The 21,638-nt window shown below is 60.7% G+C and carries 16 protein-coding genes and 7 pseudogenes; 19 read left to right on the forward strand and 4 right to left on the reverse strand.

All coding sequences use genetic code 11. The features are described 5' to 3' along the window. The 3 genes and pseudogenes from BLL52_RS21290 to BLL52_RS21735 form a co-directional block, all read left to right on the forward strand. Nucleotides 1-132: pseudogene (locus BLL52_RS21290) on the forward strand (1-deoxy-D-xylulose-5-phosphate reductoisomerase); the annotation flags it as partial. A gap of 195 nt (nt 133-327) precedes the next feature. Next, nucleotides 328-1,676 (forward strand): annotated as a pseudogene (locus tag BLL52_RS05515) (transposase). A 239-nt stretch (nt 1,677-1,915) separates the two neighbouring features. Then, nucleotides 1,916-3,475, forward strand: coding sequence for a methyl-accepting chemotaxis protein (locus tag BLL52_RS21735; RefSeq protein WP_075585708.1), 1,560 nt, complete (start codon nt 1,916-1,918; stop codon nt 3,473-3,475). A 251-nt stretch (nt 3,476-3,726) separates the two neighbouring features. Here the strand turns inward: BLL52_RS21735 and BLL52_RS21965 are convergent. Further along, a pseudogene (locus tag BLL52_RS21965) lies at nt 3,727-4,065 on the reverse strand (transposase); the annotation flags it as partial. Between the two features lie 508 nt (nt 4,066-4,573). Here BLL52_RS21965 and BLL52_RS05530 point away from each other — a divergent pair. From BLL52_RS05530 to BLL52_RS05550, 5 genes and pseudogenes are all read left to right on the forward strand, one after another. Beyond that, nucleotides 4,574-6,111 (forward strand): annotated as a pseudogene (locus BLL52_RS05530) (transposase). 264 nt (nt 6,112-6,375) lie between these two features. Continuing rightward, nucleotides 6,376-6,675, forward strand: a complete 300-nt coding sequence (locus BLL52_RS05535) for a BrnT family toxin (RefSeq protein ID WP_075585710.1) — start codon at nt 6,376-6,378, stop codon at nt 6,673-6,675. Next, nucleotides 6,659-6,925, forward strand: coding sequence for a BrnA antitoxin family protein (locus BLL52_RS05540; protein ID WP_075585711.1), 267 nt, complete (start codon nt 6,659-6,661; stop codon nt 6,923-6,925). The genes BLL52_RS05535 and BLL52_RS05540 overlap by 17 nt, the downstream gene beginning before the upstream one ends. Nucleotides 6,926-6,948: 23 nt before the next feature. After that, a complete protein-coding gene (locus BLL52_RS05545) occupies nt 6,949-7,707 on the forward strand; it encodes a carbon-nitrogen hydrolase family protein (protein ID WP_075585712.1) in 759 nt (252 codons plus the stop codon). 99 nt (nt 7,708-7,806) lie between these two features. After that, nucleotides 7,807-8,007, forward strand: a pseudogene (locus BLL52_RS05550) (hypothetical protein); the annotation flags it as partial. Nucleotides 8,008-8,234: 227 nt separating this feature from the next. Here the strand turns inward: BLL52_RS05550 and BLL52_RS05555 are convergent. Beyond that, nucleotides 8,235-8,861: pseudogene (locus BLL52_RS05555) on the reverse strand (transposase); the annotation flags it as partial. Between the two features lies 1 nt (nt 8,862). Between BLL52_RS05555 and BLL52_RS05560 the strand changes: the two are divergent. Continuing rightward, nucleotides 8,863-9,385 (forward strand): annotated as a pseudogene (locus BLL52_RS05560) (transposase); the annotation flags it as partial. Between the two features lie 27 nt (nt 9,386-9,412). Here the strand turns inward: BLL52_RS05560 and BLL52_RS05565 are convergent. Next, the gene (locus BLL52_RS05565) at nt 9,413-9,883 is read right to left on the reverse strand and encodes a methyltransferase family protein (protein WP_075585715.1); all 471 of its coding nucleotides are present in this window, start codon (nt 9,881-9,883) and stop codon (nt 9,413-9,415) included. A 390-nt stretch (nt 9,884-10,273) separates the two neighbouring features. On the opposite strand from BLL52_RS05565, the gene BLL52_RS05570 reads away from it, so the two are divergent. The 6 genes from BLL52_RS05570 to aroD all read left to right on the forward strand — a co-directional run bounded on the left by BLL52_RS05570 (nt 10,274) and on the right by aroD (nt 15,582). After that, a complete protein-coding gene (locus BLL52_RS05570) occupies nt 10,274-11,074 on the forward strand; it encodes an ABC transporter ATP-binding protein (protein WP_241839016.1) in 801 nt (266 codons plus the stop codon). Continuing rightward, nucleotides 11,067-11,963: an ABC transporter permease gene (locus BLL52_RS05575; protein ID WP_241839017.1), complete on the forward strand. Its 897-nt coding sequence runs from the start codon at nt 11,067-11,069 to the stop codon at nt 11,961-11,963. Before BLL52_RS05570 ends, BLL52_RS05575 begins: the two co-directional genes overlap by 8 nt. Next, nucleotides 11,960-12,931, forward strand: a complete 972-nt coding sequence (locus BLL52_RS05580; RefSeq protein WP_083633802.1) for an ABC transporter permease — start codon at nt 11,960-11,962, stop codon at nt 12,929-12,931. Before BLL52_RS05575 ends, BLL52_RS05580 begins: the two co-directional genes overlap by 4 nt. Before the next feature lie 44 nt (nt 12,932-12,975). Next, nucleotides 12,976-13,992: an ABC transporter substrate-binding protein gene (locus tag BLL52_RS05585; protein ID WP_075585717.1), complete on the forward strand. Its 1,017-nt coding sequence runs from the start codon at nt 12,976-12,978 to the stop codon at nt 13,990-13,992. A 59-nt stretch (nt 13,993-14,051) separates the two neighbouring features. Further along, the gene (locus tag BLL52_RS05590; protein WP_075585718.1) at nt 14,052-14,705 is read left to right on the forward strand and encodes a TetR/AcrR family transcriptional regulator; all 654 of its coding nucleotides are present in this window, start codon (nt 14,052-14,054) and stop codon (nt 14,703-14,705) included. Nucleotides 14,706-14,799: 94 nt separating this feature from the next. Beyond that, on the forward strand, nt 14,800-15,582 hold the full coding sequence (gene aroD / locus BLL52_RS05595; RefSeq protein WP_075585719.1) for a type I 3-dehydroquinate dehydratase: 783 nt from the start codon (nt 14,800-14,802) through the stop codon (nt 15,580-15,582). A 54-nt stretch (nt 15,583-15,636) separates the two neighbouring features. On the opposite strand, the gene BLL52_RS21740 is transcribed toward aroD, so the two are convergent. After that, entirely contained in the window at nt 15,637-16,611 is a 975-nt protein-coding gene (locus tag BLL52_RS21740) for a LysR substrate-binding domain-containing protein (RefSeq protein WP_075585720.1), read from the reverse strand. 116 nt (nt 16,612-16,727) lie between these two features. Here BLL52_RS21740 and BLL52_RS20275 point away from each other — a divergent pair, with 116 nt between their 5' ends. The 4 genes from BLL52_RS20275 (at nt 16,728) to hydA (ending at nt 21,411) form a co-directional block, all read left to right on the forward strand. Further along, entirely contained in the window at nt 16,728-16,907 is a 180-nt protein-coding gene (locus BLL52_RS20275) for a hypothetical protein (protein ID WP_139313311.1), read from the forward strand. 154 nt (nt 16,908-17,061) lie between these two features. Then, nucleotides 17,062-18,417, forward strand: coding sequence for an NAD(P)-dependent oxidoreductase (locus BLL52_RS05605; RefSeq protein WP_075585721.1), 1,356 nt, complete (start codon nt 17,062-17,064; stop codon nt 18,415-18,417). Nucleotides 18,418-18,533: 116 nt separating this feature from the next. Further along, the gene (gene preA / locus BLL52_RS05610; protein ID WP_075585722.1) at nt 18,534-19,841 is read left to right on the forward strand and encodes an NAD-dependent dihydropyrimidine dehydrogenase subunit PreA; all 1,308 of its coding nucleotides are present in this window, start codon (nt 18,534-18,536) and stop codon (nt 19,839-19,841) included. A gap of 127 nt (nt 19,842-19,968) precedes the next feature. Next, the gene (hydA, locus tag BLL52_RS05615) at nt 19,969-21,411 is read left to right on the forward strand and encodes a dihydropyrimidinase (RefSeq protein ID WP_075585723.1); all 1,443 of its coding nucleotides are present in this window, start codon (nt 19,969-19,971) and stop codon (nt 21,409-21,411) included. Nucleotides 21,412-21,638 lie beyond the last annotated feature (227 nt).

Raw genomic sequence — 21,638 nt, forward strand, 5'->3', positions numbered from 1 at the left:
CTCCCAGGTAAGCGGCTGTTGCTGGCCAACAAAGAGGCGCTGGTAGTCGGTGGGCAGCTGTTCTTGGACACCGTGACCGCTGGTGCCGCTACCTTATTGCCCATTGACAGTGAGCACTCCGCCATTTTTCAGTTAGCCAGCGGCTGTATAACTTTGTCCGTGTGAGCCCGGATAGCTAGCCCGCCCCACCGATCACCGCAGCATTTACACCCGCACCCGCGTGGGCACCAACATGCCCCGCAATGCCCTCAGCCTTCGCAAGCTGCTGCAGTCACTCAACCCAACAAGCCCACCAAAGCCTACAACCCCCGCCACCCCGAGCGCACCCTGCTGTACCGCACGATTGCCGAGCACTTTGAGACTTGGCTTGAGCTCTCCAGCGCCGGACAGTTCGACGGCCAAGGCGACCACCACACTCCGGCTCCTTACGTAGAGAAAGCTTTGCGCAAATACCTGGAGTGCGGCATCTTTGCTCACGGCTTTGCGCGGGTGCGTTGCGACGATTGTGGTGACGACTGCCTTGTCGCCTTCTCCTGCAAAGGCCGTGGCGTCTGCCCCACGTGCAACACGCGGCACATGGCCGAGGCCGCAGCGCACCTGACCGATCATGTATTCCCCCGCTTGGCCGGTACGCCAATGGGTGCTGTCGGTCCCAAAGCGTCTGCGCTACTACCTGCAGCGCGACAAAGGTGCACTCAATGCGGCACTGCGTATCTTCCTGCGTGTGGTGCAGCAAAGCCTGCAGGCCCATTGCCCCGGTGCAGATAAGGCAGACCCGGCCAGCCTGCACCTGGGTGCGGTCGCATTCATCCACCGATTTGGTTCCAGCCTGAACACGCATGTGCACTTCCATGTCTGTGTGGTTGATGGGGTGTTTGAGGCGCTGCCAGATGTACAGTCAGATTCAGATTCAGATTCAGATTCAGATTCAGATTTGGCAGAGTCAGCCAACGCTGCGTCGATCACGTTTCACCCGGCACAGATCGACGATGCTGCCATCGCCGCAGTACATGCCAACGTGCGCAAGCGCCTGCTGCGCGCCTTCGTGGCGCGTGGCCACCTGGAGTCGCATGATGCTAAAGACATGGCTGGCTACGCCCACGGAGGTGGATTTTCTGTCGACGCCGGGGTGCGCATCGAGGCAGCAGACCGCGCAGGGCTGGAGCGCCTGCTGCGCTACTGCGCGCGGCCCCCGTTTGCCCTGGATCGGCTCAAGCAGCGCGGCGCTGATCTGGTTTACCGCTGCGGCAAAGGCCACGCAGAGCCGCTGCCCTCAAGCAAATACGCGGGTGAATTGGTGCTCACCCCCACTGGAGCTAATCAACCGCATCGCCCAGCCAGAGCCGCCAGCCAAACCCAAGCCACGCCCACCATCGCACTACCTGTGGGCCGCGCTGATCGCGCGTATCGTTGATGCGTTCCCGCTGCTGTGCCCGATGTGCGGGGGCCAGATGCGCATCATCGCCTTCATCACGTTCAGTGCCGACATCCACAAGATTCTGGAGCACATCGGGGTCGACCCCGAAGCTCCGCGCATCGCTCCCGCACGCGGGCCACCTCTGTGGGACGACAGTGGTGCGCAGGAGGCGGGGGAAGGTGTTGAGGCTTTGCCGGACTGGGAGATGACCAGTCAATCGGCACCCGATTACCCCGACGACCAGCGCACTACTTGGTGAGATTGCTGAACTGGCGAATGGTGGCAAACGGCACCGTCGGGGGAGGCCTGTGTTCCTCGGCAGCCCGGTACGTGGTTTGCGATGATGGGGCGCAGAGTCTTGGGGATTCAGACTGTCATCGCAGGGGAAACCCGTTTTATCAGGACGGTTTGGGGTGCGATACTTGGGCTCATGCGGTTGGAAATTCTATCCGTTGCGTGCCAGTTATTTGTCGCCCGTTCAATCTTGGAAGGTCAATCATGAAGCTCGCTCGCCAGTTTGCCGCCCTCTTGGTCATTTTGATGGCCGGATTTGCGATTTATGGCTATGGCTCATTCAGTACCCTCAACCAGCTCAAAGTCAACGGGCCGGTGTACCAGCGCATCATCCAAGGCAAGGATCTGATCGCCGACATTCTGCCGCCACCCGAGTACATCATTGAGTCGTATCTGGTGGTGTTGCAGACCATGAGCGCCGCGCCCGACGAGCGTCAAACTTTGTTCGACAAGCTCAAGACTCTCAAAGCTGATTACGACACGCGCCGAGCGTACTGGCTCAATGAAAGTCTGGAAGATGCCCTGAAAAACCCCATGAACGATGCTGATAAGTCGGCGCAGGCCTTTTATGAGCTGGCTTTCACGCAGTGGATTCCAGCTTTGGACCGGCAAGACAGCGCCGAAGTAGGGGCCGCATTTACTGCCATGCAGGCGCACTATGCTTTGCACCGCAGCGCCATTGACCAAGTGGTCGAACTGGCAACCAAGCGCAACGCGGCCGACGAGGCCAGTGCCAAGACGCAGGCCGAAACCGCTTTTAGCATCATGCTGGCGACCTTGCTGATCGTGACCGCCGTGGCAGCGGCCATGCTTTGGTTGCTGGCCCGAAATTTATTGCGCCAGCTTGGCGGCGAACCCAGTGAGGCTGTGAGCGTGGCGCAGCATGTGGGGGCCGGGAATTTGAACTCTTCCTTCAGCCTGCGACAAGGCGATAGCAGTAGCTTGATGGCACAGCTTAAATTGATGCAGGAAGGCCTGCGCAGTGTGGTGACCCAAGTGCGCCAAGGCTCGGAAAGGGTGGCCAGCGCAAGTGTTCAAATTGCCCAAAGCAACAACGATCTCTCAGTGCGCACCGAACAACAAGCCAGCGCCCTAGAGCAAACCACCGCCTCTATGGAAGAGCTCAGTGCCACCGTCAATCAGAACGTGGACAGTGCCCGCCAGGCCAACCAACTGGCGCTCACTGCCAGCGCCGTGGCCATTAAAGGCGGGAAAGTGGTGGCTCAGGTGGTGGACACCATGCAGGGGATCAACGATGCTTCGCGCAAAATTTCGGAAATCATCAGCGTCATTGACGGCATCGCTTTTCAGACCAATATCCTGGCCCTCAACGCTGCCGTGGAAGCCGCCCGTGCCGGTGAGCAAGGACGTGGCTTTGCCGTGGTGGCGAGCGAGGTGCGCAGCCTGGCCGGGCGCAGTGCCGAAGCTGCCAAGGAGATCAAGTCCCTGATCGGCGCCAGTGTGCAGCGCGTGGATCAAGGCAGCGCCCTGGTCGGTCAGGCTGGTGTCACCATGACGGAAGTCGTCAGCAGCATCAAGCGTGTGACCGACATCATGGGCGAAATCAGCGCCGCCAGCAGCGAGCAGTCATTGGGCGTTGCACAGGTGGGTGCGGCGGTGAGTCAAATGGACCAGGCGACTCAGCAAAATGCCGCACTGGTGCATGAAATGACAGCTGCAGCTAGCAGCCTGCAGGGACAGGCGCAGGACTTGGTGCAGACGGTGGCGGTGTTCAACCTGGCCGGCCAAGCGGACATCGCTTGAATCGCAGGCTAAAGATGAATGGCCCACTGCCAGTGTTCCGAAAAATGGCCAGCTGCGGACAGGGCTATGATCCCGCGGTATGCGACACCTAACCCACCAGCGCCACGGCCTTGATCTGGGCCCAGACCGCCATGCCCGGCACCAAGCCGAGTCGTGCGCGCCAGCAAAGGCGATGAACCGACATCAAGCCGCAGCAGGGTCAGGGCCGGGTGGCCATCTTCGGCCATCTCGCCCACGCTGGCGGGCAGGCAGTCAGGCTGGAGCACCGCGCCAACGCCAGGCACACCAGCCACACCGGGTACGCCGCCCGCACTGCCAGCAGCAGTGCATGCAGCGTCAGCCACTGGACAACTCACGACCACTGGCAGCGCATCCTGCGCCATGGCTGTCACCGCAGCACGCAGTGGCGAATTCGGCGCCAGCACACCGTAATAGCGATGCCGGTGGGTGCGCGGCGGCGGCACCAACTGGGCGATGCGGTTGATCAGCTGCAGCGGGGTCAACACCAGTTCACCCGAGTACTTGTCGGACTGCAGGGGCTCTGTGTGGCCTTTGCCGCAGCGGTAGAGCAGATCAGCACCGCGGTAGCGCTCAAACCAGCCGGAGAACGCGGCTTGCCGCTGACCTTGCTAGTGGTCTGATTTGAGTACTCAAAGCCAGCACCGCCCTGACCGACGGCGCCACGTCATTTGATCCGAATAGCCCAACAGTGCATCAGTAACTGACCACAACGCTATAAATACAATAGCTGGCTGCGCAAGTTCCACGAGGGCTACACGGCTTTTTACTCCCAATCTCTCGTCGCAAGCTCGCAATCAGGCCGCTCAGGCTTGAGAAGCCAAACTCAGCATGCAGCCTCATAAACAGGTGCTTTCGGCGCAGTACTGTACGCAAACACAGTTATAGTGGCTGTGCCAGTCCTATCCAAACTGGCGCTGCCCCATGCAAGGCCCGCCCCACCGATCACCGCAGCATTTACACCCGCACCCGCGCGGGCACCAACATGCCCCGCAATGCCCTCAGCCTTCGCAAGCTGCTGCAGTCACTCAACCCAACAAGCCCACCAAAGCCTACAACCCCCGCCACCCCGAGCGCACCCTGCTGTACCGCACGATTGCCGAGCACTTCGAGACTTGGCTTGAGCTCTCCAGCGCCGGACAGTTTGACGGCCAAGGCGACCACCACACTCCGGCTCCTTACGTAGAGAAAGCTTTGCGCAAATACCTGGAGTGCGGCATCTTTGCTCACGGCTTTGCGCGGGTGCGTTGCGACGATTGTGGTGACGACTACCTTGTCGCCTTCTCCTGCAAAGGCCGCGCAATCTGCCCCTCGTGCAACACGCGCCGAATGGCCGAGGCCGCAGCGCACCTGAGCGATCATGTATTCCCCCGCTTGGCCGGTACGCCAATGGGTGCTGTCGGTCCCAAAGCGTCTGCGCTACTACCTGCAGCGCGACAAAGGTGCACTCAATGCGGCACTGCGTATCTTCCTGCGTGTGGTGCAGCAAAGCCTGCAGGCCCATTGCCCCGGTGCCAGATAAGGCAGACCCGGCCAGCCTGCACCTGGGTGCGGTCGCATTCATCCACCGATTTGGTTCCAGCCTGAACACGCATGTGCACTTCCATGTCTGTGTGGTTGATGGGGTGTTTGAGGCGCTGCCAGATGTACAGTCAGATTCAGATTCAGATTTGGCAGAGTCAGCCAACGCTGCGTCGATCACGTTTCACCCGGCACAGATCGACGATGCTGCCATCGCCGCAGTACATGCCAACGTGCGCAAGCGCCTACTGCGCGCCTTCGTGGCGCGTGGCCACCTGGAGTCGCATGATGCTAAAGACATGGCTGGCTACGCCCACGGAGGTGGATTTTCTGTCGACGCCGGGGTGCGCATCGAGGCAGCAGACCGCGCAGGGCTGGAGCGTTTGCTGCGTTACTGCGCCCGCCCACCCTTCGCCCTGGATCGGCTCAAGCAGCGCGGCGCTGATCTGGTGTACCGCTGCGGCAAAGGCCACGCAGAGCCGCTGCCCTCAAGCAAATACGCGGGTGAATTGGTGCTCACCCCACTGGAGCTAATCAACCGCATCGCCCAACTGGTGCCGCCACCGCGCACCCACCGGCATCGCTATTACGGTGTGCTGGCACCCAACTCGCCACTGCGTGCGGCGGTGACGGCTATGGCGCAGGCCGAGCAGGTGGTGGCGCCTATCGTGCGCAGTTCCGTGGCTGACGCTGTGTGCACGGATGCTGGCAGTGCGGGCGGCGTGCCCGGTGTATCTGGCGTTGACGCAGCGGCCCAGCCAGAGCCGCCAGCCAAACCCAAGCCACGCCCACCATCGCACTACCTGTGGGCCGCGCTGATCGCGCGTATCGTTGATGCGTTCCCGCTGCTGTGCCCGATGTGCGGGGGCCAGATGCGCATCATTGCCTTCATCACGTTCAGTGCCGACATCCACAAGATTCTGGAGCACATCGGAGTCGACCCCGAAGCGCCGCGCATCACCCCGGCACGCGGACCACCGCTGTGGGAAGGTGAAGGTGCGCAGGAGACGGGGGAGGGTGTGGAGGCTGAGCCGGATTGGGATCTGGCAAACCAATCACCGCCCGACTACCCCGACGATCAGCGCACTACTTGGTGAAATTGCTGAACTGGCGAATGGTGGCAAACGGCACCGTCGGGGGAGGCCTGTGTTCTTCGGCAGCCCGGTACGTGGTTTGCGATGATGGGGCGCAGAGTCTTGGGGATTCAGAATGTCATCGCAGGGGAAACCCGTTTTATCAGGACGGTTTGGGGTGCGATACTTGGGCTCATGCGGTTGGAAATTCTATCCGTTGCAGGTGGCTGAGGTCACGCGGCAATACCATCATCCCAGCAAAAATGTACATGATGGTAATATACAAATATGATTGATCTGGGCAAAATATCAGGGTTCAACTGGGACGATGGCAACGCCCGAAAGAACGACAAACATGGTGTCTCCATGGCTGAGGCAGAGCAGGTTTTTTTCAACGCGCCGTTGTTGCTATTGGAAGATGCAAGCCACAGTCAGACAGAACCCCGGCTTCACGCGCTCGGCAAAACCGATGACAACCGTGCGTTACACATCACCTTCACCTTGCGCCAGTCAAACCAATTGATTCGCGTCATTTCAGCCAGAGACATGCACAGAAAGGAGCGCACTATTTATGAACAAGCAAGCTAAAGTCATTCCTGAATTCGCCAACGAGTCACTAGAGCGCGCTTATTGGGAGTCCCACGATTCCACAGCGCACCTGGATTGGACCAAGGCAAAAAAGGTGACTTTTCCCAATTTAAAACCGACCACCAAGACCATTTCCCTGCGCTTGCCACAGCACTTGCTGGACGCCATCAAAACTGCAGCCAATGCCCGAGACGTGCCTTATCAATCGTTAATCAAAGTGTGGCTACAGGAAAAAGTTCACAGCCATTGACCCCGGTTATTGCAAACACCCCAATGACATCCCTTCGCATAGCCGCCGCACAATCGACTTCTGTGGCGGGCGATATCGCCACCAATGTGTTGATTCACACCCGCTTTATCACAGCAGCGCATCAGGCTGGGGTAGACCTGCTGGTGTTCCCTGAGTTGTCCCTTAGCGGCTACGAACTGCCACGCCTAAGCGATTGCCTGGTGCAGCCTGACGACCTCTGCCTAGCCCCGATCCGGGAACTGGTGCGCCAAACCCGCATAACGGTGGTGGTCGGTGCCCCGCTTCTGCATGGCAACAAACCCGCACCCTCCATCGCCGCCGTCACGTTCTTCCCGGACGGCACCAGCTCGGTGTATTGCAAACAACATTTGCACCCTGGCGAAGCGCAGTACGTCGCCCCAGGCGACACGGGCTGCCAACGCCACGAGGTGCGCGACACCTCCTATGCCCTGGCGATCTGCGCTGACACCTCGCACCCATCACACGCCCATGCCGCCGCCGCCACCGGCGCCGCGCTCTACCTGGCGGGGGTTCTGGTGTCAGAAGCTGGTTACGCGGCGGATTCGGCCCAACTGGCGCAGTACGCCCAACAATTCAACATCGGCGTGCTGATGGTCAACCATGGCGGTCCTTCTGGGGGCTACCTGGCCGCTGGCCAAAGTGCGTTTTGGGCGCCCGGCGGACAACCGGTGGTGGCGGTGCCCGGCACTGGCAATGCCTTGCTGATTGCCGAAAATGACGCTGGCCATTGGCGTGGCGAAGTGCACACAGTAACAACATAGCCGGTTGTGGATTGACTTCTGCCACAGTCGCCATGTCATTTTGTACCGTTATGAAACCGACGCGGTCACCCTTTTGGCGTTGTTGATACAGACTAACCCATGCTTGAGCTACTGAAAACCTTCGCCTGGCAAGAGCTGCGCCAGCACCCGTGGCGCAACGCAGCGGTTGTGGTGGCGGTGATGCTGGGGGTGGCGCTGGCCTTTTCGGTGCACTTGATCAACGCTAGCGCGCTGGATGAATTTGCCCAGGCTACACGTGCGGTGTCGGGCCAGAGCGACCTTGAATTGCGCGCTGTACAACGGATAGGCATTTCAACCGCATGAGGCCAAGTATCGCATCGTAAACCGTCCTGAAAAAGCGAGTTTTCCCTGAGATGACAGTCTGAATCCCCCAGAATTTGCGCCCCATCATCGCAAACCACGCTCCGGGCTGCCGCCGAACACAGCCCTACCCCGGTGCAGCCGTAGCGCCCCCTTTTTCAGGTTCACCAGTCTGTGCGCTGATCGTCGGGGTAGTCGGGCGGTGATTAGTCTGCCAGATCCCAGTCCGGCTCAGCCTCCACACCCTCCCCCGTCTCCTGCGCACCTTCACCTTCCCACAGCGGTGGCCCGCGTGCGGGGGTGATGCGCGGCGCTTCGGGGTCGACTCCGATGTGCTCCAGAATCTTGTGGATGTCGGCACTGAACGTAATGAAGGCAATGATGCGCATCTGGCCGCCGCACATTGGGCACAGCAGCGGAAACACCTCGTAAATGCGCGCAATCAGTGCGCCCCACAGGTAATGCAATGGTGGGCGTGGTGTGGGTTTCCCGTCATTGCGAGGCCAAAGGACGTGGCAATCCATGAACCCGCAAGTTCTGGTTTGCCGCGTCGCTACCCGCCACGTCGCTACGCTCCTCGCGGCTAAAGGCTTTTGCCTCGCAATGACGGCAGCTTTTGGCGCAGCCACCACTGCCACCGGCACCATCGCTGTCACCGCCGCCCGAAAGGGTGAGTTCGGTGCCAGCACGCCGTAATAGCGATGCCGGTGGGTGCGCGGTGGCGGCACCAGTTGGGCGATGCGGTCGATCAGCTCCAGTGGGGTGAACACCACTTCACCCGAGTACTTATCGGACTGCAGTGGCTCTGTGTGCCCTTTGCCGCAGCGGTAGACCGGATCAGCGCTGAACACGCATGTGCACTTCCATGTCTGTGTGGTTGATGGGGTGTTTGAGGCGCTGCCAGATGTACAGTCAGATTCAGATTCAGATTCAGATTTGGCAGAGTCAGCCAACGCTGCGTCGATCACGTTTCACCCGGCACAGATCGACGATGCTGCCATCGCCGCAGTACATGCCAACGTGCGCAAGCGCCTACTGCGCGCCTTCGTGGCGCGTGGCCACCTGGAGTCGCATGATGCTAAAGACATGGCTGGCTACGCCCACGGAGGTGGATTTTCTGTCGACGCCGGGGTGCGCATCGAGGCAGCAGACCGCGCAGGGCTGGAGCGCCTGCTGCGCTACTGCGCCCGGCCCCCGTTTGCCCTGGATCGGCTCAAGCAGCGCGGCGCTGATCTGGTTTACCGCTGCGGCAAAGGCCACGCAGAGCCGCTGCCCTCAAGCAAATACGCGGGTGAATTGGTGCTCACCCCCACTGGAGCTAATCAACCGCATCGCCCAACTGGTGCCGCCAGCCAAATAACCAACTGAGTTCGCGCGGCGGACGTTAAAAAACCCCGGGAATAAAGCGTTTGCACCGCAAGCAGTATTCGGCGTACTGTGGGTGATGATCGCACAGCCACCGCTCTTCAAGTATGGCCTTGGTCAGCAGCGTGGCAAGCAGAGCCAGCCATACAAACCAAGCCATCCAGTGCGCAGACACGCAGGCCATGGCGGCGGCGCTGAGCAACACCGTGCTGTACATCGGGTGGCGCATCAGCCGATACGGCCCGCTGGTCACCAGCACGCCGCTGGCCTTGGGCTGGGGGTGCACATTGAAGTTACCCAGGCGGTTATGCAGCAGCGTCCAGCCGCCCAAAATGCCCGATAGCGCCAGCAGCATCCAGCAGATGGCGCTGATTTGCCCCTGCCGAACAAACGGAGCCGCCATGAAAACCAGCGAGGTCAGCAGAGCAAACTGCAACAACACCAGAATGCTGCCGACCAGCTGACGCCGTTGGGGATCAAGAAGAATCATGGTTTCGAGGATACACGCACTCCGGTGAGGTCAATTTGCACGCGGCGACTGGCGCCGCGTGACAAAACCGGCGTTACTATTTTTAGAAGAGCTGGTGTAGCTAGTGGGCATTGGGCTACGAGCACATTAGCCTTTGCCATCAGGTCTTCAGCAGGTTGAACACATGGCTTGGCATGGCGCCCATCGACATATGCAGCACACTTCCTCGCCTCAAAGCTGGTAATCAGCCTCTCATGGTTAACCCGAGCACGGTCTGTTTTCTGGCATGAAACTCGCTTTGAACCCTAGAATAAGTTGACCAACTGGTTAGTTTCTTGCTGCCCAAGCTGCTTTTTGGTGCAACGCATCCCTTTTCCAGTGCCCATGAACCACCCCAAAGATTCACCCCTCTTGTCCAAGTTGCAACCGCCTGCCGGGGGCAGGCTGGCTGTTGAAATTCGCAACGCCAGCGTGATCTACCAGACCGCTGACACGCCAGTGCACGCGCTGGCCAACATCGATTTCAACATCCATGAAGGCGAATTTGTCTCGCTGATTGGCCCCTCAGGCTGTGGCAAAACCACCCTGATGCGCGTCATTGCCGACCTGGAGCCGATCAGCGGCGGGCAGGTGCTGGTCAACGGCGTTTCCCCGCATGAGGCTCGGCTGGCCCGCGCCTATGGCTATGTGTTTCAGGCGCCAGCGCTGTTTCCGTGGCGCAATGTGCTGGCCAATGTGACCTTGCCGCTGCAGATTCAGGGCCGCACCAAGGCAGACGCCAGAGTCATCGCCCAGGAACACCTGGAGCGCGTGGGTTTGAAAGGCTTTGAGAACAAATACCCGTGGCAGCTCTCAGGTGGCATGCAGCAGCGCGTGTCGATTGCCCGTGCCTTGTCGTTTGAGCCCAAAATTTTGATGATGGACGAGCCGTTTGGCGCGCTTGACGAGATCACCCGCGACCGGCTCAACGAGCAGTTGCAGCAACTCTGGCAGCGCGAGCGCCGCACGGTGGTGTTTGTCACGCACTCGATTGCCGAGGCGGTGTATTTGTCGACCAAGATCGTGGTGATGTCGCCGCGCCCGGGGCGCATTGTGAAAATCATCGACTCGCCACTGCCCAACGACCGGCACCTGGGCCTGCGTGACACGCCTGAATTCAATGCCCTGGCGCATGAAGTGCGCGAAGCCTTAGCCGATGGTCACCATGACTAAACCCGCCAGCCTTATGCAGCAAATGCAGCACAGGGCCTTGCCGGTATTGGTGATAGCGCTATTTATTTTGATAGCCTGGTATCTGGGTGCCATCTGGATGAACGCAGCGGGGGCCATTGAGCGGGTGCTGCCGTCGGACGCGCCGTGGACCTGGCAGCAGTTGGTGGCCGCCACGATGGAGATGCAGCGCCCGGTGCTGCCCGCGCCGCATCAGGTAGCACTTGATTTCTGGAGCAGCCTGGTGGACTGGCCTATTGATTCACCGCGCAACCTGTTGTTTCATGTGGCGGTAACGGCTGAATCGACGCTGTGGGGTTTTGTGCTGGGCACCTTGCTGGGGCTGGTGTTGGCGGTGCTGATCGTGCATTCACGCACGCTGGACCGCGCCTTGCTGCCGTGGATCGTGGCCTCGCAAACCGTGCCGGTGCTGGCAATAGCGCCGATCGTGCTGGTGATTTTGGGTAGCCTGGGTTTTTCTGGCGTGGCACCCAAGGCGGTGATCGCCATGTATTTGTGCTTTTTCCCGGTGACGGTGGCGATGGTGCAAGGCCTGCGTTCGCCGCAAAAGATCGAGACCGAAATGCTGCACACCTACGCCGCCAGCCGCTGGCAGGCGCTGTGGCTGCTGCGGCTGCCGGCTTCGCTGCCGTTTTTGTTCCCCGCGCTTCGGGTCGGTATCGCCGCCGGGCTGGTGGGCGCGATGGTGGCTGAATTGCCCACCGGCGCGGTGGCCGGGCTGGGCGCACGGCTGCTCACCGGCTCGTATTACGGCAACACGGTGCAGATCTGGTCGGCGCTGGTGATGTCGGCCCTGTTGGGCCTGGCGCTGACCATGGCAGTAGCGGGTGTGGAGAAACTGGTGCTGAGCCGCCGCGGGGGGCAGGCATGAAAGCGCCGCTGCTGAAAACGCCCTTGTTCGCGCTTTTGTTTGCGCTGGTGAGCCTGGGCGCTGCTTCTTTGTTGTTTATGCACCCGGCTGCGCAAGGCACTTTGCCTGAGGGCAGCACGCCCGGGGCGCTGTTCTGGGCAGGCACGCTGCTGATGGCGGTGCTGGCGGCGCAGTCGGTGCGGCTGTTGGCGGCGCTGGACGGCAGCCGCTGGCTTGGCGTGGCTACGGCAGCGCTGTTTGGCATCTGGATCGTTTACTTCTGGCAACTGCTGGTGGTGGCGTTTGAGGTGCCACGCGTGCTGCTGCCCTCGCCGGGTCTGATTCTGCAATCCATCGCGCAGCACAGCGACATTCTTTGGGGTGACTTTGTGCAGACGGTGCTGAAAGCGGTGCTGGTGGGCTGGGCGGTGGGCTCCGGGCTTGGTTTTGCGGTGGCCGTGGCCATCGACCGCCAGCCGTTTTTGCAGCGCGGTCTGCTGCCCTTGGCGTCTCTCACCAGCACCGTGCCGCTGGTGGCCGTGGCGCCGATTGCGGTGATGTGGTTTGGCTTTGAGTGGCAGTCCAAAGCCGCGGTGGTGGTGCTGATGACGTTTTTCCCGATGATGGTCTCTACCCTGGCCGGGCTGAAAGCGTCGGGCAAGCTGGAGCGGGAGTTGATGGTCAGCTACGCCGCCAGCTACACCCGCACGCTGCTGGCGCTGCGTCTGCCGTCGGCCATGCCGTTCATCTTTGGCGCGCTCAAAATCAATGCCACGCTGGCGCTGATTGGGGCCATCGTGGCCGAGTTTTTTGGCTCACCCACGTCAGGGCTGGGTTTCAGGATTTCGACCGAGGCATCGCGCATGAACATGCCGCTGGTCTGGAGCGCCATTGTGGTGGCGGCCGTTACCGGCTCGCTGGCGTATGCGGCGCTTGTACAGTTTGAACGGCGTGTGGCGTTTTGGCACCCGTCAGTGCGCGGTGTTTGAGCAGTTTGATGTGTTTTTCCCCCAACCCCCAAGGAGCTATTCCCATGATCCGTTCTTCTCTTTTATCTAGCGGCCTGATGGCTGCGGTGCTGGCCGTCTGCGGTGTCACTGCCAGCATGAGCGCCGTTGCTGCCGACAAGGTTACCGTGCAGCTGAAATGGCTGCCGCAAGCGCAGTTTGCCGGCTACTACGTGGCGCAAAGCAAAGGCTACTACAAGGCCGAGGGGCTGGACGTGACCATCAAACCCGGTGGCCCCGACATCTCCCCGGTGCAGGTGATTGCCGGTAACGGCGCTGACGTGGTGGTGAACTGGATGCCCGACGCCCTGGCCGCACGTGAAGCCGGTGTGCCGCTGGTGAACATCGCCCAGGTGTTCAACCAGTCCGGCCTGATGCTGACCTGCAAGAAATCCAGCGGTGTGAAGAGCCCGAAAGACTTCAAGGGCAAAACGCTGGGCGTGTGGTACGGCGGCAATGAGTACCCGTTCCTGAACTGGATGGCCAAGCTCGGTTACAAGCCCGGCACCGACATCAAGATCCTGAAGCAGGGCTTCAACGTGGATCCACTGCTACAAAACCAGGCGGCCTGTATTTCAACCATGAACCACAACGAGTATTTGCAGTTGCTCGATGCTGGCCTTAAAGATAGCGACCTGGTCACCTTCTTCTACGAAAAAGAAGGCGTGGCCTCGCTGGAAGACGGTTTGTATGTGATGCAAGACAAGCTCAAAGACCCGGCTTTTGTCGCGCGCATGGCCAAATTCGTCAAGGCCTCGCTCAAGGGCTGGAACGATGCGGTGAAGAACCCGGCTGAAGCCGCCAAGATTGTCGTGGCCAACGACATGTCGGGCAGTGCCAGCGTCAAAATGCAAACGCGCCAGATGGAAGCCGTGGCCACGCTGATCACCAACGCCAACACCGCCAAGATGGGTCACCTGGATCCGGCGGCGTATGAACGCACCGTCAAGGTCTTGCTGGCTGCTGGCAGCTCGCCGGTGATCAAAAAAGACCCGGGCAAGGCTGCCTACAGCCATGCCGTGTGGGAAGCCGCCCAGAAATAAGCTTTGCCAGGCAGCGCCTCGGGGGTCTTGTCCGTGCGGGTAAGACCCCTTTTTTTAGCATGACACCACTCATCCGCAGCCACATCGGCCCAGCTGACGACGAGGCCAGCAAAGGCCAAATCCGCCAAGTCAACGAGGCGCGCATTCTGGCGGCTGCCGAGCGCGTTTTTGCCGGCGCGGGTTTTAGCGGTGCCACCATGGCGGCGATTGCGCAAGAAGCCGACCTGCCCAAGGCCAACCTGCACTATTACTTTGGCGCCAAACAGGATTTGTACCGTGCCGTGCTGGCCCAGACGCTGCAAGACTGGCTGGCGCCCACTGATGTCATCACACCAGAGGCCGACCCCAAAACCGCCATTGAGGCCTACATCCGCGCCAAGATGGCGCTGTCGGCTCAGCGGCCACACGCTTCGCGCGTGTTTGCCAACGAACTGCTACACGGCGCACCGGTGGTGCAGACGCTGCTTGTGACTGACCTGCGCAACCTGGTGCTGGCCAAGTCCGAGGTGATTGCACAGTGGGTGGCGCAAGCTCGCATGGCCCCGGTGGACCCGGTGCACCTGTTCTTTACCATCTGGGCCGCCACCCAAACCTATGCCGACTTTGAGGTGCAGGTCTGCGCGGTGCTGGGCCAGACCGAGCTCACCGCGCAAGACCAGTCCCGCGGCACCGAACATGTGGTGAGCCTGTTGCTGCGTGGCTGCGGTTTGTGAGCCTTCTGCGCACTAATTAATCACAACATGGCGTAAAGTGCCGGTCTGTGCCACTGAGGCTTGGCTGGCACTTTTTTCATGGAGGAGACACAACATGCACTTACCTAAAACCATACAAATCGGCGGCAAACCTATTGCTGGCGGCAAATTCCCGCTGATCTGCGCCCCGCTGGTGGGGCGAACCTTTGACAAGCTCATTGCTGAACTTGATGAGGTGCTGCCGAAGAAACCTGATGTGCTCGAATGGCGCGTCGATTTCTTTGAAGACATTGGCGACACAACCGCCGTCATTGCTGCGGCGACAGCTATCAAAAACAAAGCGGGCAAGATTCCGCTGCTGTTCACCCGCCGCTGCGTCATCGAGGGCGGCGAAAAAATCGCTCTCTCGGAGGCGCAAGTCATCAGCTTGTACAGGGCCGTGTGCGCCAGCAATTGCATCGACCTGATCGACTACGAAATGGCCAACGGCCCAGCCAACATCGCCCAAGTGCGCGCCAGCGCGTGCGACAACGGCGTCCTGCTGGTGCTGTCGTTCCACAACTTCTCTTTCACGCCGGGGCTGCAAACGCTGACTGAGAAGTTTTTGCTGGCAGAGCAACTGGGCGCCGACGTGGCCAAGGTGGCGGTCATGCCGCGCGACTTGGACGACGTGCTGACGCTGCTTAACGCCACCCGCCAGGCCAGCAAAAAACTGCGCATTCCGCTCATCAGCATGTCCATGGGGCCGCTGGGCGCGATCACCCGCATGGCAGGCAGCGTGTTTGGCTCAGCCATGAGCTTTGCAGTGGGCGCCGGCTGTTCAGCGCCGGGTCAGTTACCAATTGAAAACCTGAACACTGTCCTGGAGATTTTGGACACGTCAATGGGTGGTTTTTAGGTTTTTTGGTGTTTTAGGGCTCTAGCCGTTGATAAACAAGCGCCGATAGCTACTTTAATCATAGCAAATAAGGCTTGGCAAATCTTGTGCCCCGGCTTCCTCCAGCAACCAGGCCCTGAACGCCAGCACAGCGGGCCGGTTGGCAAACGCCTCGGGAATCACCAGGTAATAAGCAAAGCGTTGCGTCAAAGCCAGGTCAAAAGGTGCCACCAGCCGACCTTGTGCCATGGCAGTGGCCACCAGCGGCTTGGAGGCCAGGGCCAGGCCCAGGCCGTCCAGCACTGCGACATAGACCAGACCGGCATCGCTGAAATGCGGTCCTGCCGAGACATCAACAGGCTTCACCCCAGCCAGCCTGAACCACTCTTCCCAGCCTGGAACGGCATGGTCGCTGTCACTTTCATCATTGTGCAGGCGCACATGCAGCAGCGTGTCTTGTGGTGTGCGCAGAGGCGGGCCCGCCTCCAGCAGTTTGGGGCTGCAGACGGCAATGTAGTCCGAGCCAAACATGCGGTCGACCTGAAAACCGGGGTAGACGCCGGTGCCAAACCGAATGGTCACCCTAGAGTCATCCTGACGCGTATCCACAGGCTCCAGGCCGATCAGCCCTTGCCACTGGTCACCGTCAATGGCACCCGCCGAGCGAATTACCTGCAGTTTCAGCGTGGGCTCGGCTTGGGCAAACCGCTTGAGTCTGGGCACCAGCCAGCGGGTGGCAAAAGAGGGTGGCAAGACAACGATCAGCTTGCCCTCAACCGCTTGGTCATGCACGCTCTCAACCGCAGCGGCAAAACACGCCAGGCCTTCGCGCACCTTGGGCAGCATGGCCAGCCCCTGGGTTGTGAGGGTGAGCGCGCGAGTTAACCGGTGAAACAGTGGCACACCCAGAAATTCTTCCAACAGCTTGATCTGGTGACTGACCGCAGTGGGTGTGACCGACAACTCAGCAGCGGCCAGCTTGAAACTCAGGTGGCGCGCTGCGGCTTCAAAAGCGCGCAGTGCGGCCAAGGGTGGCAGGCGGTAGGCCATGGATGAGGTTTTGTGCTCTGTTGGGTGAGAATTGATCGTTTGTTGCAACGCAATAGCGCAGTTATCGTAGCACCATGCTCTCAAAAAGAGCGCCTGTTGTTAAAGGATCACTCATCATGCAATACAGCGATATCGAGATCGAAGCCCTCATCCGCCAAGCTCGCCAAGACCGGTCTGACGCGATAGCGAAATTACTTTCGCTCGGCTGGACACACCTCACCCAAGGGGTGGCACACCTGCTGCATCATCAGCCGCATCACCAGCCACATCACCACGGGCATCTGACCCACTCTTAAGACACCTTGGCGCGCTTTTTGCGCGCGCAGCACCGCCTGTTGGCGCCAACATCGCGGCTTCGGGCTAACCCCTAGAGACAGCGTGGCACGTGGCTTGCTAGCATAAATCCTGAACCTGACCAAACGGTCAGATTTACCAAAAGGAACTGCTAGCGTGTCTTTGTCCCTTGCCCCTGATATTCGCCCCGCCCGCCTGGAAGCGGCTGACTACGCCCAGCGCTTTGCCGACGCCACGCCGCGCCTGACCCGCGCCCAGGCCGTGCTGGAAGCCGAGCGCTGCCTGTACTGCTTTGACGCGCCGTGCGCCACTGCCTGCCCAACGCACATTGATGTGCCGTCGTTCATCAAACGCATTGGCGACAGCAACCTGCGCGGCGCAGCCCGTGCCATTCTGGAGGCCAACCCGCTGGGCGGCATGTGTGCCCGCGTCTGCCCCACCGAAAACCTGTGTGAAGCAGTGTGCGTGCGCAACACCCAAGAAGGCAAGCCGGTGGCCATTGGCAGGCTGCAGCGCCACGCGGTCGATGCGCTGATGGACAGCGCGCAACCGCAAATCTTCGGCCGTGCACCAAGCACCGGCAAGAAGATTGCCGTGGTCGGCGCCGGCCCAGCCGGGCTGTCCTGCGCCCACACGCTGGCCAAACTGGGCCACAACGTGGTCATTTTTGATGCCAAACCGAAAGCCGGTGGCCTCAACGAATACGGCCTGGCCAGCTACAAAACGCCCGACAACTTTGCCCAGGCCGAGGTGCAATGGCTGCTGGGCATTGGCGGCATCGAGTTTCACCATGGCTGGAAGCTGCAAACGGTGGTGCAACTGAACGCACTACGGCAGGACTTTGACGCCCTGTTCCTGGGCATGGGCCTGCCCAACACGCACCAGCTTGGCGTGCCGGGTGAGGGGCTGTACGGTGTGCAGGACGCGGTGGACTTCATTGCGACGCTGCGCCAGGCGGAAGATTTGTCTACCCTGCCGGTGGGCCGCCAGGTGGTGGTGATTGGCGGCGGCATGACTGCGGTGGACGCTGCGGTGCAGGCCAAGCTGCTGGGCGCGCAAGAGGTGCACATGGTTTACCGGCGCGGGCCGCAGGCGATGAGTGCCTCCAAGGCCGAGCAGGAGTGGGCGCAGATCAATGGCGTGGTCATCCACCACTGGCTTTCCCCGGTGGAGGTCATGCCCAATACTTTCGACCCCAAATACGCCGGTGGCGTGCGCTTTGCCCGGCAAAAAATGGCGGGCGGCAAGCTGGTAGCCACTGGCGAAGTGCTGGTGATCGAAGCCGATATGGTGCTCAAAGCCATCGGCCAGACGCTGGGCAACGCGCTGCTGGCGAAGGCCGACTTTGACTTGCAGGACGGACGCATCGCCACCGATGCCAACGGCCAGACCAGCCAGCGCGGCGTGTGGGCCGGTGGCGACTGCCGCGCCGGCGGGTTGGACCTGACGGTGCAAGCGGTGCAGCACGGAAAGCTGTCCGCGCAGGCGATTCACGCCCAGCTCAGTGCGTGAGCCCGGCTGGTGCCGCCTAAACTGACCACCAGTTATAAATAAAAACAGGCTCTAGCCCTTATGTAACAAGCGCAAGACGCTATGCATAGTGCAGCAATCAGATTTGAAAGCAGACCATGGCCAATTTAACAACCCACTTCATCGGCATCTCCAGCCCCAACCCGTTTTGGTTGGCCAGCGCCCCGCCCACCGACAAGGCCACCAACGTCAACCGCGCATTTGAAGCCGGTTGGGGTGGCGTGGTCTGGAAGACGCTGGGCGAGGAAGGCCCACCCATCGTCAATGTGAACGGCCCGCGTTATGGCGCGCTGCTCACACCAGACCGCCGGTTGACCGGCTTTAACAACATCGAGCTCATCACCGACCGCGATCTGGCGCTGAATCTGAAAGAGATCACCGAAGTCAAGCGCCTGTGGCCCGACCGCGCGATGGTGGTCTCGCTGATGGTGCCCTGCAATGAAGACGCCTGGCGTGCCATCCTGCCACGTGTGGAAGACACCGGCTGTGACGGCATTGAGCTCAACTTTGGCTGCCCGCACGGCATGAGTGAGCGCGGCATGGGTGCTGCCGTGGGCCAGGTGCCCGAATACATCCAGATGGTGACGCACTGGTGCAAGCAGTACAGCCGCCTGCCCGTCATCGTCAAACTCACGCCCAACATCACCGACATCCGTCTGCCTGCGCGCGCCGCCAAACACGGTGGGGCCGATGCAGTGAGCCTGATCAACACCATCAACTCCATCATGGGCGTAGACCCTTACAGCCTGACCATGGCGCCATCTACCGGCGGCAAAGGCTCGCACGGCGGTTACTGCGGCCCGGCGGTGAAACCAATTGCGCTGAACATGGTGGCTGAGATCGCGCGTGACCCGCAGACCGCCGGTTTGCCCATCTCAGGCATCGGCGGCGTCACCACCTGGCGCGATGCGTTTGATTACATCGCACTGGGCGCGGGCAATGTGCAGGTCTGCACCGCCGCCATGGTGTATGGCTTCAAAATTGTGCAGGAGATGACCGACGGCTTGTCCAACTACATGGACGAGATGGGGTTCACCTCTATCGAAGACTTCCGTGGCAAAGCCATCCCGAGCGTGTCGGACTGGAAGTACCTCAACCTCAACCACATCAGCAAGGCCGTCATCAACCAAGACACTTGCATTGAGTGCGGGCGCTGCCACATTGCCTGCGAAGACACCAGCCACCAGGCCATCACCTTTGAGAAAGACGGCAAGCGTCACTTTGAGGTGAAAGAGGACGAATGCGTGGGCTGCAACCTGTGCACGCTGGTGTGCCCGGTGCCTGACTGCATCACCCTGCGCACCTTGGCACCCGGTGAAACAGATATGCGCACCGGCAAAACCGTGCTGGCCAGCCATGCCGACTGGACCACCCACGCCAACAACCCGGGGCGTGTGGCGGCGTAATATGGCACGCCTGTGACCGAGCTACAACGCGGTTTGATGCGTTTCCTGGCTTGCCAAACATTTATGTCAAATCAGCCTCTAGCCCTTGTCAGTTATGCGCTAGTAGCTATTTATTAAGGAGCATTCAATGAGCAGTATCCTGATCCGAGGCGGCACCGTGGTCAACGCCGACCAGGCTTTCAAAGCCGATGTATTGACGCAAGACGGCAGAATAGTCGCGGTTGGCCCCGACCTGCAGGCACCCGCGGGCGCGCAGGTGGTGGACGCTGGTGGCCAGTACGTCATGCCCGGCGGCATCGACCCGCACACCCATATGCAGCTGCCGTTCATGGGCACCACCACCATGGACGACTTCTTCACCGGCACCGCTGCGGGACTAGCCGGTGGCACCACCAGCATCATCGATTTCGTTATACCCAACCCGCAGCAATCCTTGATGGAGGCGTATCAGACCTGGCGCGGCTGGGCTGAAAAATCAGCGTCTGACTACGGCTTTCACGTCGCCGTAACCTGGTGGGACGAATCGGTCAAACGCGACATGGGCACGCTGGTGCAGCAGGAAGGCGTGAACAGCTTCAAACACTTCATGGCCTATAAAAACGCCATCATGTGTGACGACGAAACGCTGGTGAACAGCTTCAGCCGCGCCCTGGAGCTGGGTGCCATGCCCACCGTGCACGCCGAAAACGGCGAACTCGTGTTCCTGCTGCAGCAGCAGGTGCTGGACCGTGGCATCACCGGGCCTGAGGGCCACCCGCTGTCGCGTCCGCCGGTGGTCGAGGGCGAAGCCGCCAACCGCGCCATTGCCATTGCCGAGGTGCTCAATGTGCCAATCTACATCGTGCATGTGTCGTGCATCGAATCTGCCGAAGCCATTGCCCGCGCCCGCGCCCGGGGTCAACGCGTCTATGGTGAGGTGCTCGCTGGGCACCTGACGATTGACGACAGCGTCTACCGCCACCCCGACTTTGCGACCGCCGCCGCCCATGTGATGAGCCCGCCGTTTCGACCGAAGGCGCATCAGGAAGCGCTGTGGCGCGGCCTGCAGAGTGGCAACCTGCACACCACCGCCACCGACCACTGCACCTTTTGCGCCAGCCAAAAAGGCGCGGGGCAAGACAATTTCGCCAAAATCCCCAACGGCTGCGGCGGTGTCGAAGAACGCATGGCCGTGGTCTGGGATGAAGGCGTCAACACCGGGCGCCTGACACCCAGCGAGTTCGTCGCCGTGACCTCGGCCAACGCCGCCAAGCTGTTTAACCTGTACCCGCAAAAAGGCAGCGTGAGCGTGGGCGCCGACGCTGACTTGGTGGTTTGGGACCCAACCGGCAGCAAAACCCTGTCCGCCAAGACGCAGTTCAGCAAGGGCGACTTCAACGTCTTTGAAGGCCGCACCGTCACCGGCATCCCCAGCCACACCCTAAGCCAAGGCAAGCTGGTGTTTGTGCAAGGCGATTTGCGGGCGCAACGCGGCGTGGGGCGCTATGTCAAACGGCCTGCGTTCAACGCCAACTTCACGGCGAGCAAGTTGCGCGCAGATGTGACGGCACAGACGGCGGTGAAGCGCTAAGTTTTTAGCTGTTTGCACTGCGGGCACTCGGGCATGAAACCTTTTGAAGCTGCACTCGCTGGTGTGCCCGGCAGCGCCTGTTGGCCGGGTTGCGCCCTGGTGAGCGAGGCATCTTGCGAATCGTCTGCGCCTGCTGGCCGGGAATGGCAAGCACGCGCCAGCAAAGCCCACCCTGCCTAAGCGGGCAAAAACACTCACAAGCCTCACATCACAGCAACAGAGGAAAT

The organism is Rhodoferax antarcticus ANT.BR (genome assembly GCF_001938565.1).
Lineage (GTDB): Bacteria > Pseudomonadota > Gammaproteobacteria > Burkholderiales > Burkholderiaceae_C > Rhodoferax > Rhodoferax antarcticus.

Excerpts from the sequence above, each read along its gene's own strand:
- BLL52_RS05535 (WP_075585710.1), top strand. The coding sequence starts at position 6,376 with ATGATTGATCTGGGCAAAATATCAGGGTTCAACTGGGACGATGGCAAC.
- hydA (WP_075585723.1), top strand. The coding sequence starts at position 19,969 with ATGAGCAGTATCCTGATCCGAGGCGGCACCGTGGTCAACGCCGACCAG.
- BLL52_RS05575 (WP_241839017.1), top strand. The coding sequence starts at position 11,067 with ATGACTAAACCCGCCAGCCTTATGCAGCAAATGCAGCACAGGGCCTTG.
- BLL52_RS05545 (WP_075585712.1), top strand. The coding sequence starts at position 6,949 with ATGACATCCCTTCGCATAGCCGCCGCACAATCGACTTCTGTGGCGGGC.
- BLL52_RS05540 (WP_075585711.1), top strand. The coding sequence starts at position 6,659 with ATGAACAAGCAAGCTAAAGTCATTCCTGAATTCGCCAACGAGTCACTA.
- BLL52_RS20275 (WP_139313311.1), top strand. The coding sequence starts at position 16,728 with ATGCAATACAGCGATATCGAGATCGAAGCCCTCATCCGCCAAGCTCGC.
- BLL52_RS05590 (WP_075585718.1), top strand. The coding sequence starts at position 14,052 with ATGACACCACTCATCCGCAGCCACATCGGCCCAGCTGACGACGAGGCC.
- BLL52_RS21735 (WP_075585708.1), top strand. The coding sequence starts at position 1,916 with ATGAAGCTCGCTCGCCAGTTTGCCGCCCTCTTGGTCATTTTGATGGCC.
- BLL52_RS05565 (WP_075585715.1), bottom strand. The coding sequence starts at position 9,883 with ATGATTCTTCTTGATCCCCAACGGCGTCAGCTGGTCGGCAGCATTCTG.
- BLL52_RS05585 (WP_075585717.1), top strand. The coding sequence starts at position 12,976 with ATGATCCGTTCTTCTCTTTTATCTAGCGGCCTGATGGCTGCGGTGCTG.
- aroD (WP_075585719.1), top strand. The coding sequence starts at position 14,800 with ATGCACTTACCTAAAACCATACAAATCGGCGGCAAACCTATTGCTGGC.
- preA (WP_075585722.1), top strand. The coding sequence starts at position 18,534 with ATGGCCAATTTAACAACCCACTTCATCGGCATCTCCAGCCCCAACCCG.
- BLL52_RS05580 (WP_083633802.1), top strand. The coding sequence starts at position 11,960 with ATGAAAGCGCCGCTGCTGAAAACGCCCTTGTTCGCGCTTTTGTTTGCG.
- BLL52_RS21740 (WP_075585720.1), bottom strand. The coding sequence starts at position 16,611 with ATGGCCTACCGCCTGCCACCCTTGGCCGCACTGCGCGCTTTTGAAGCC.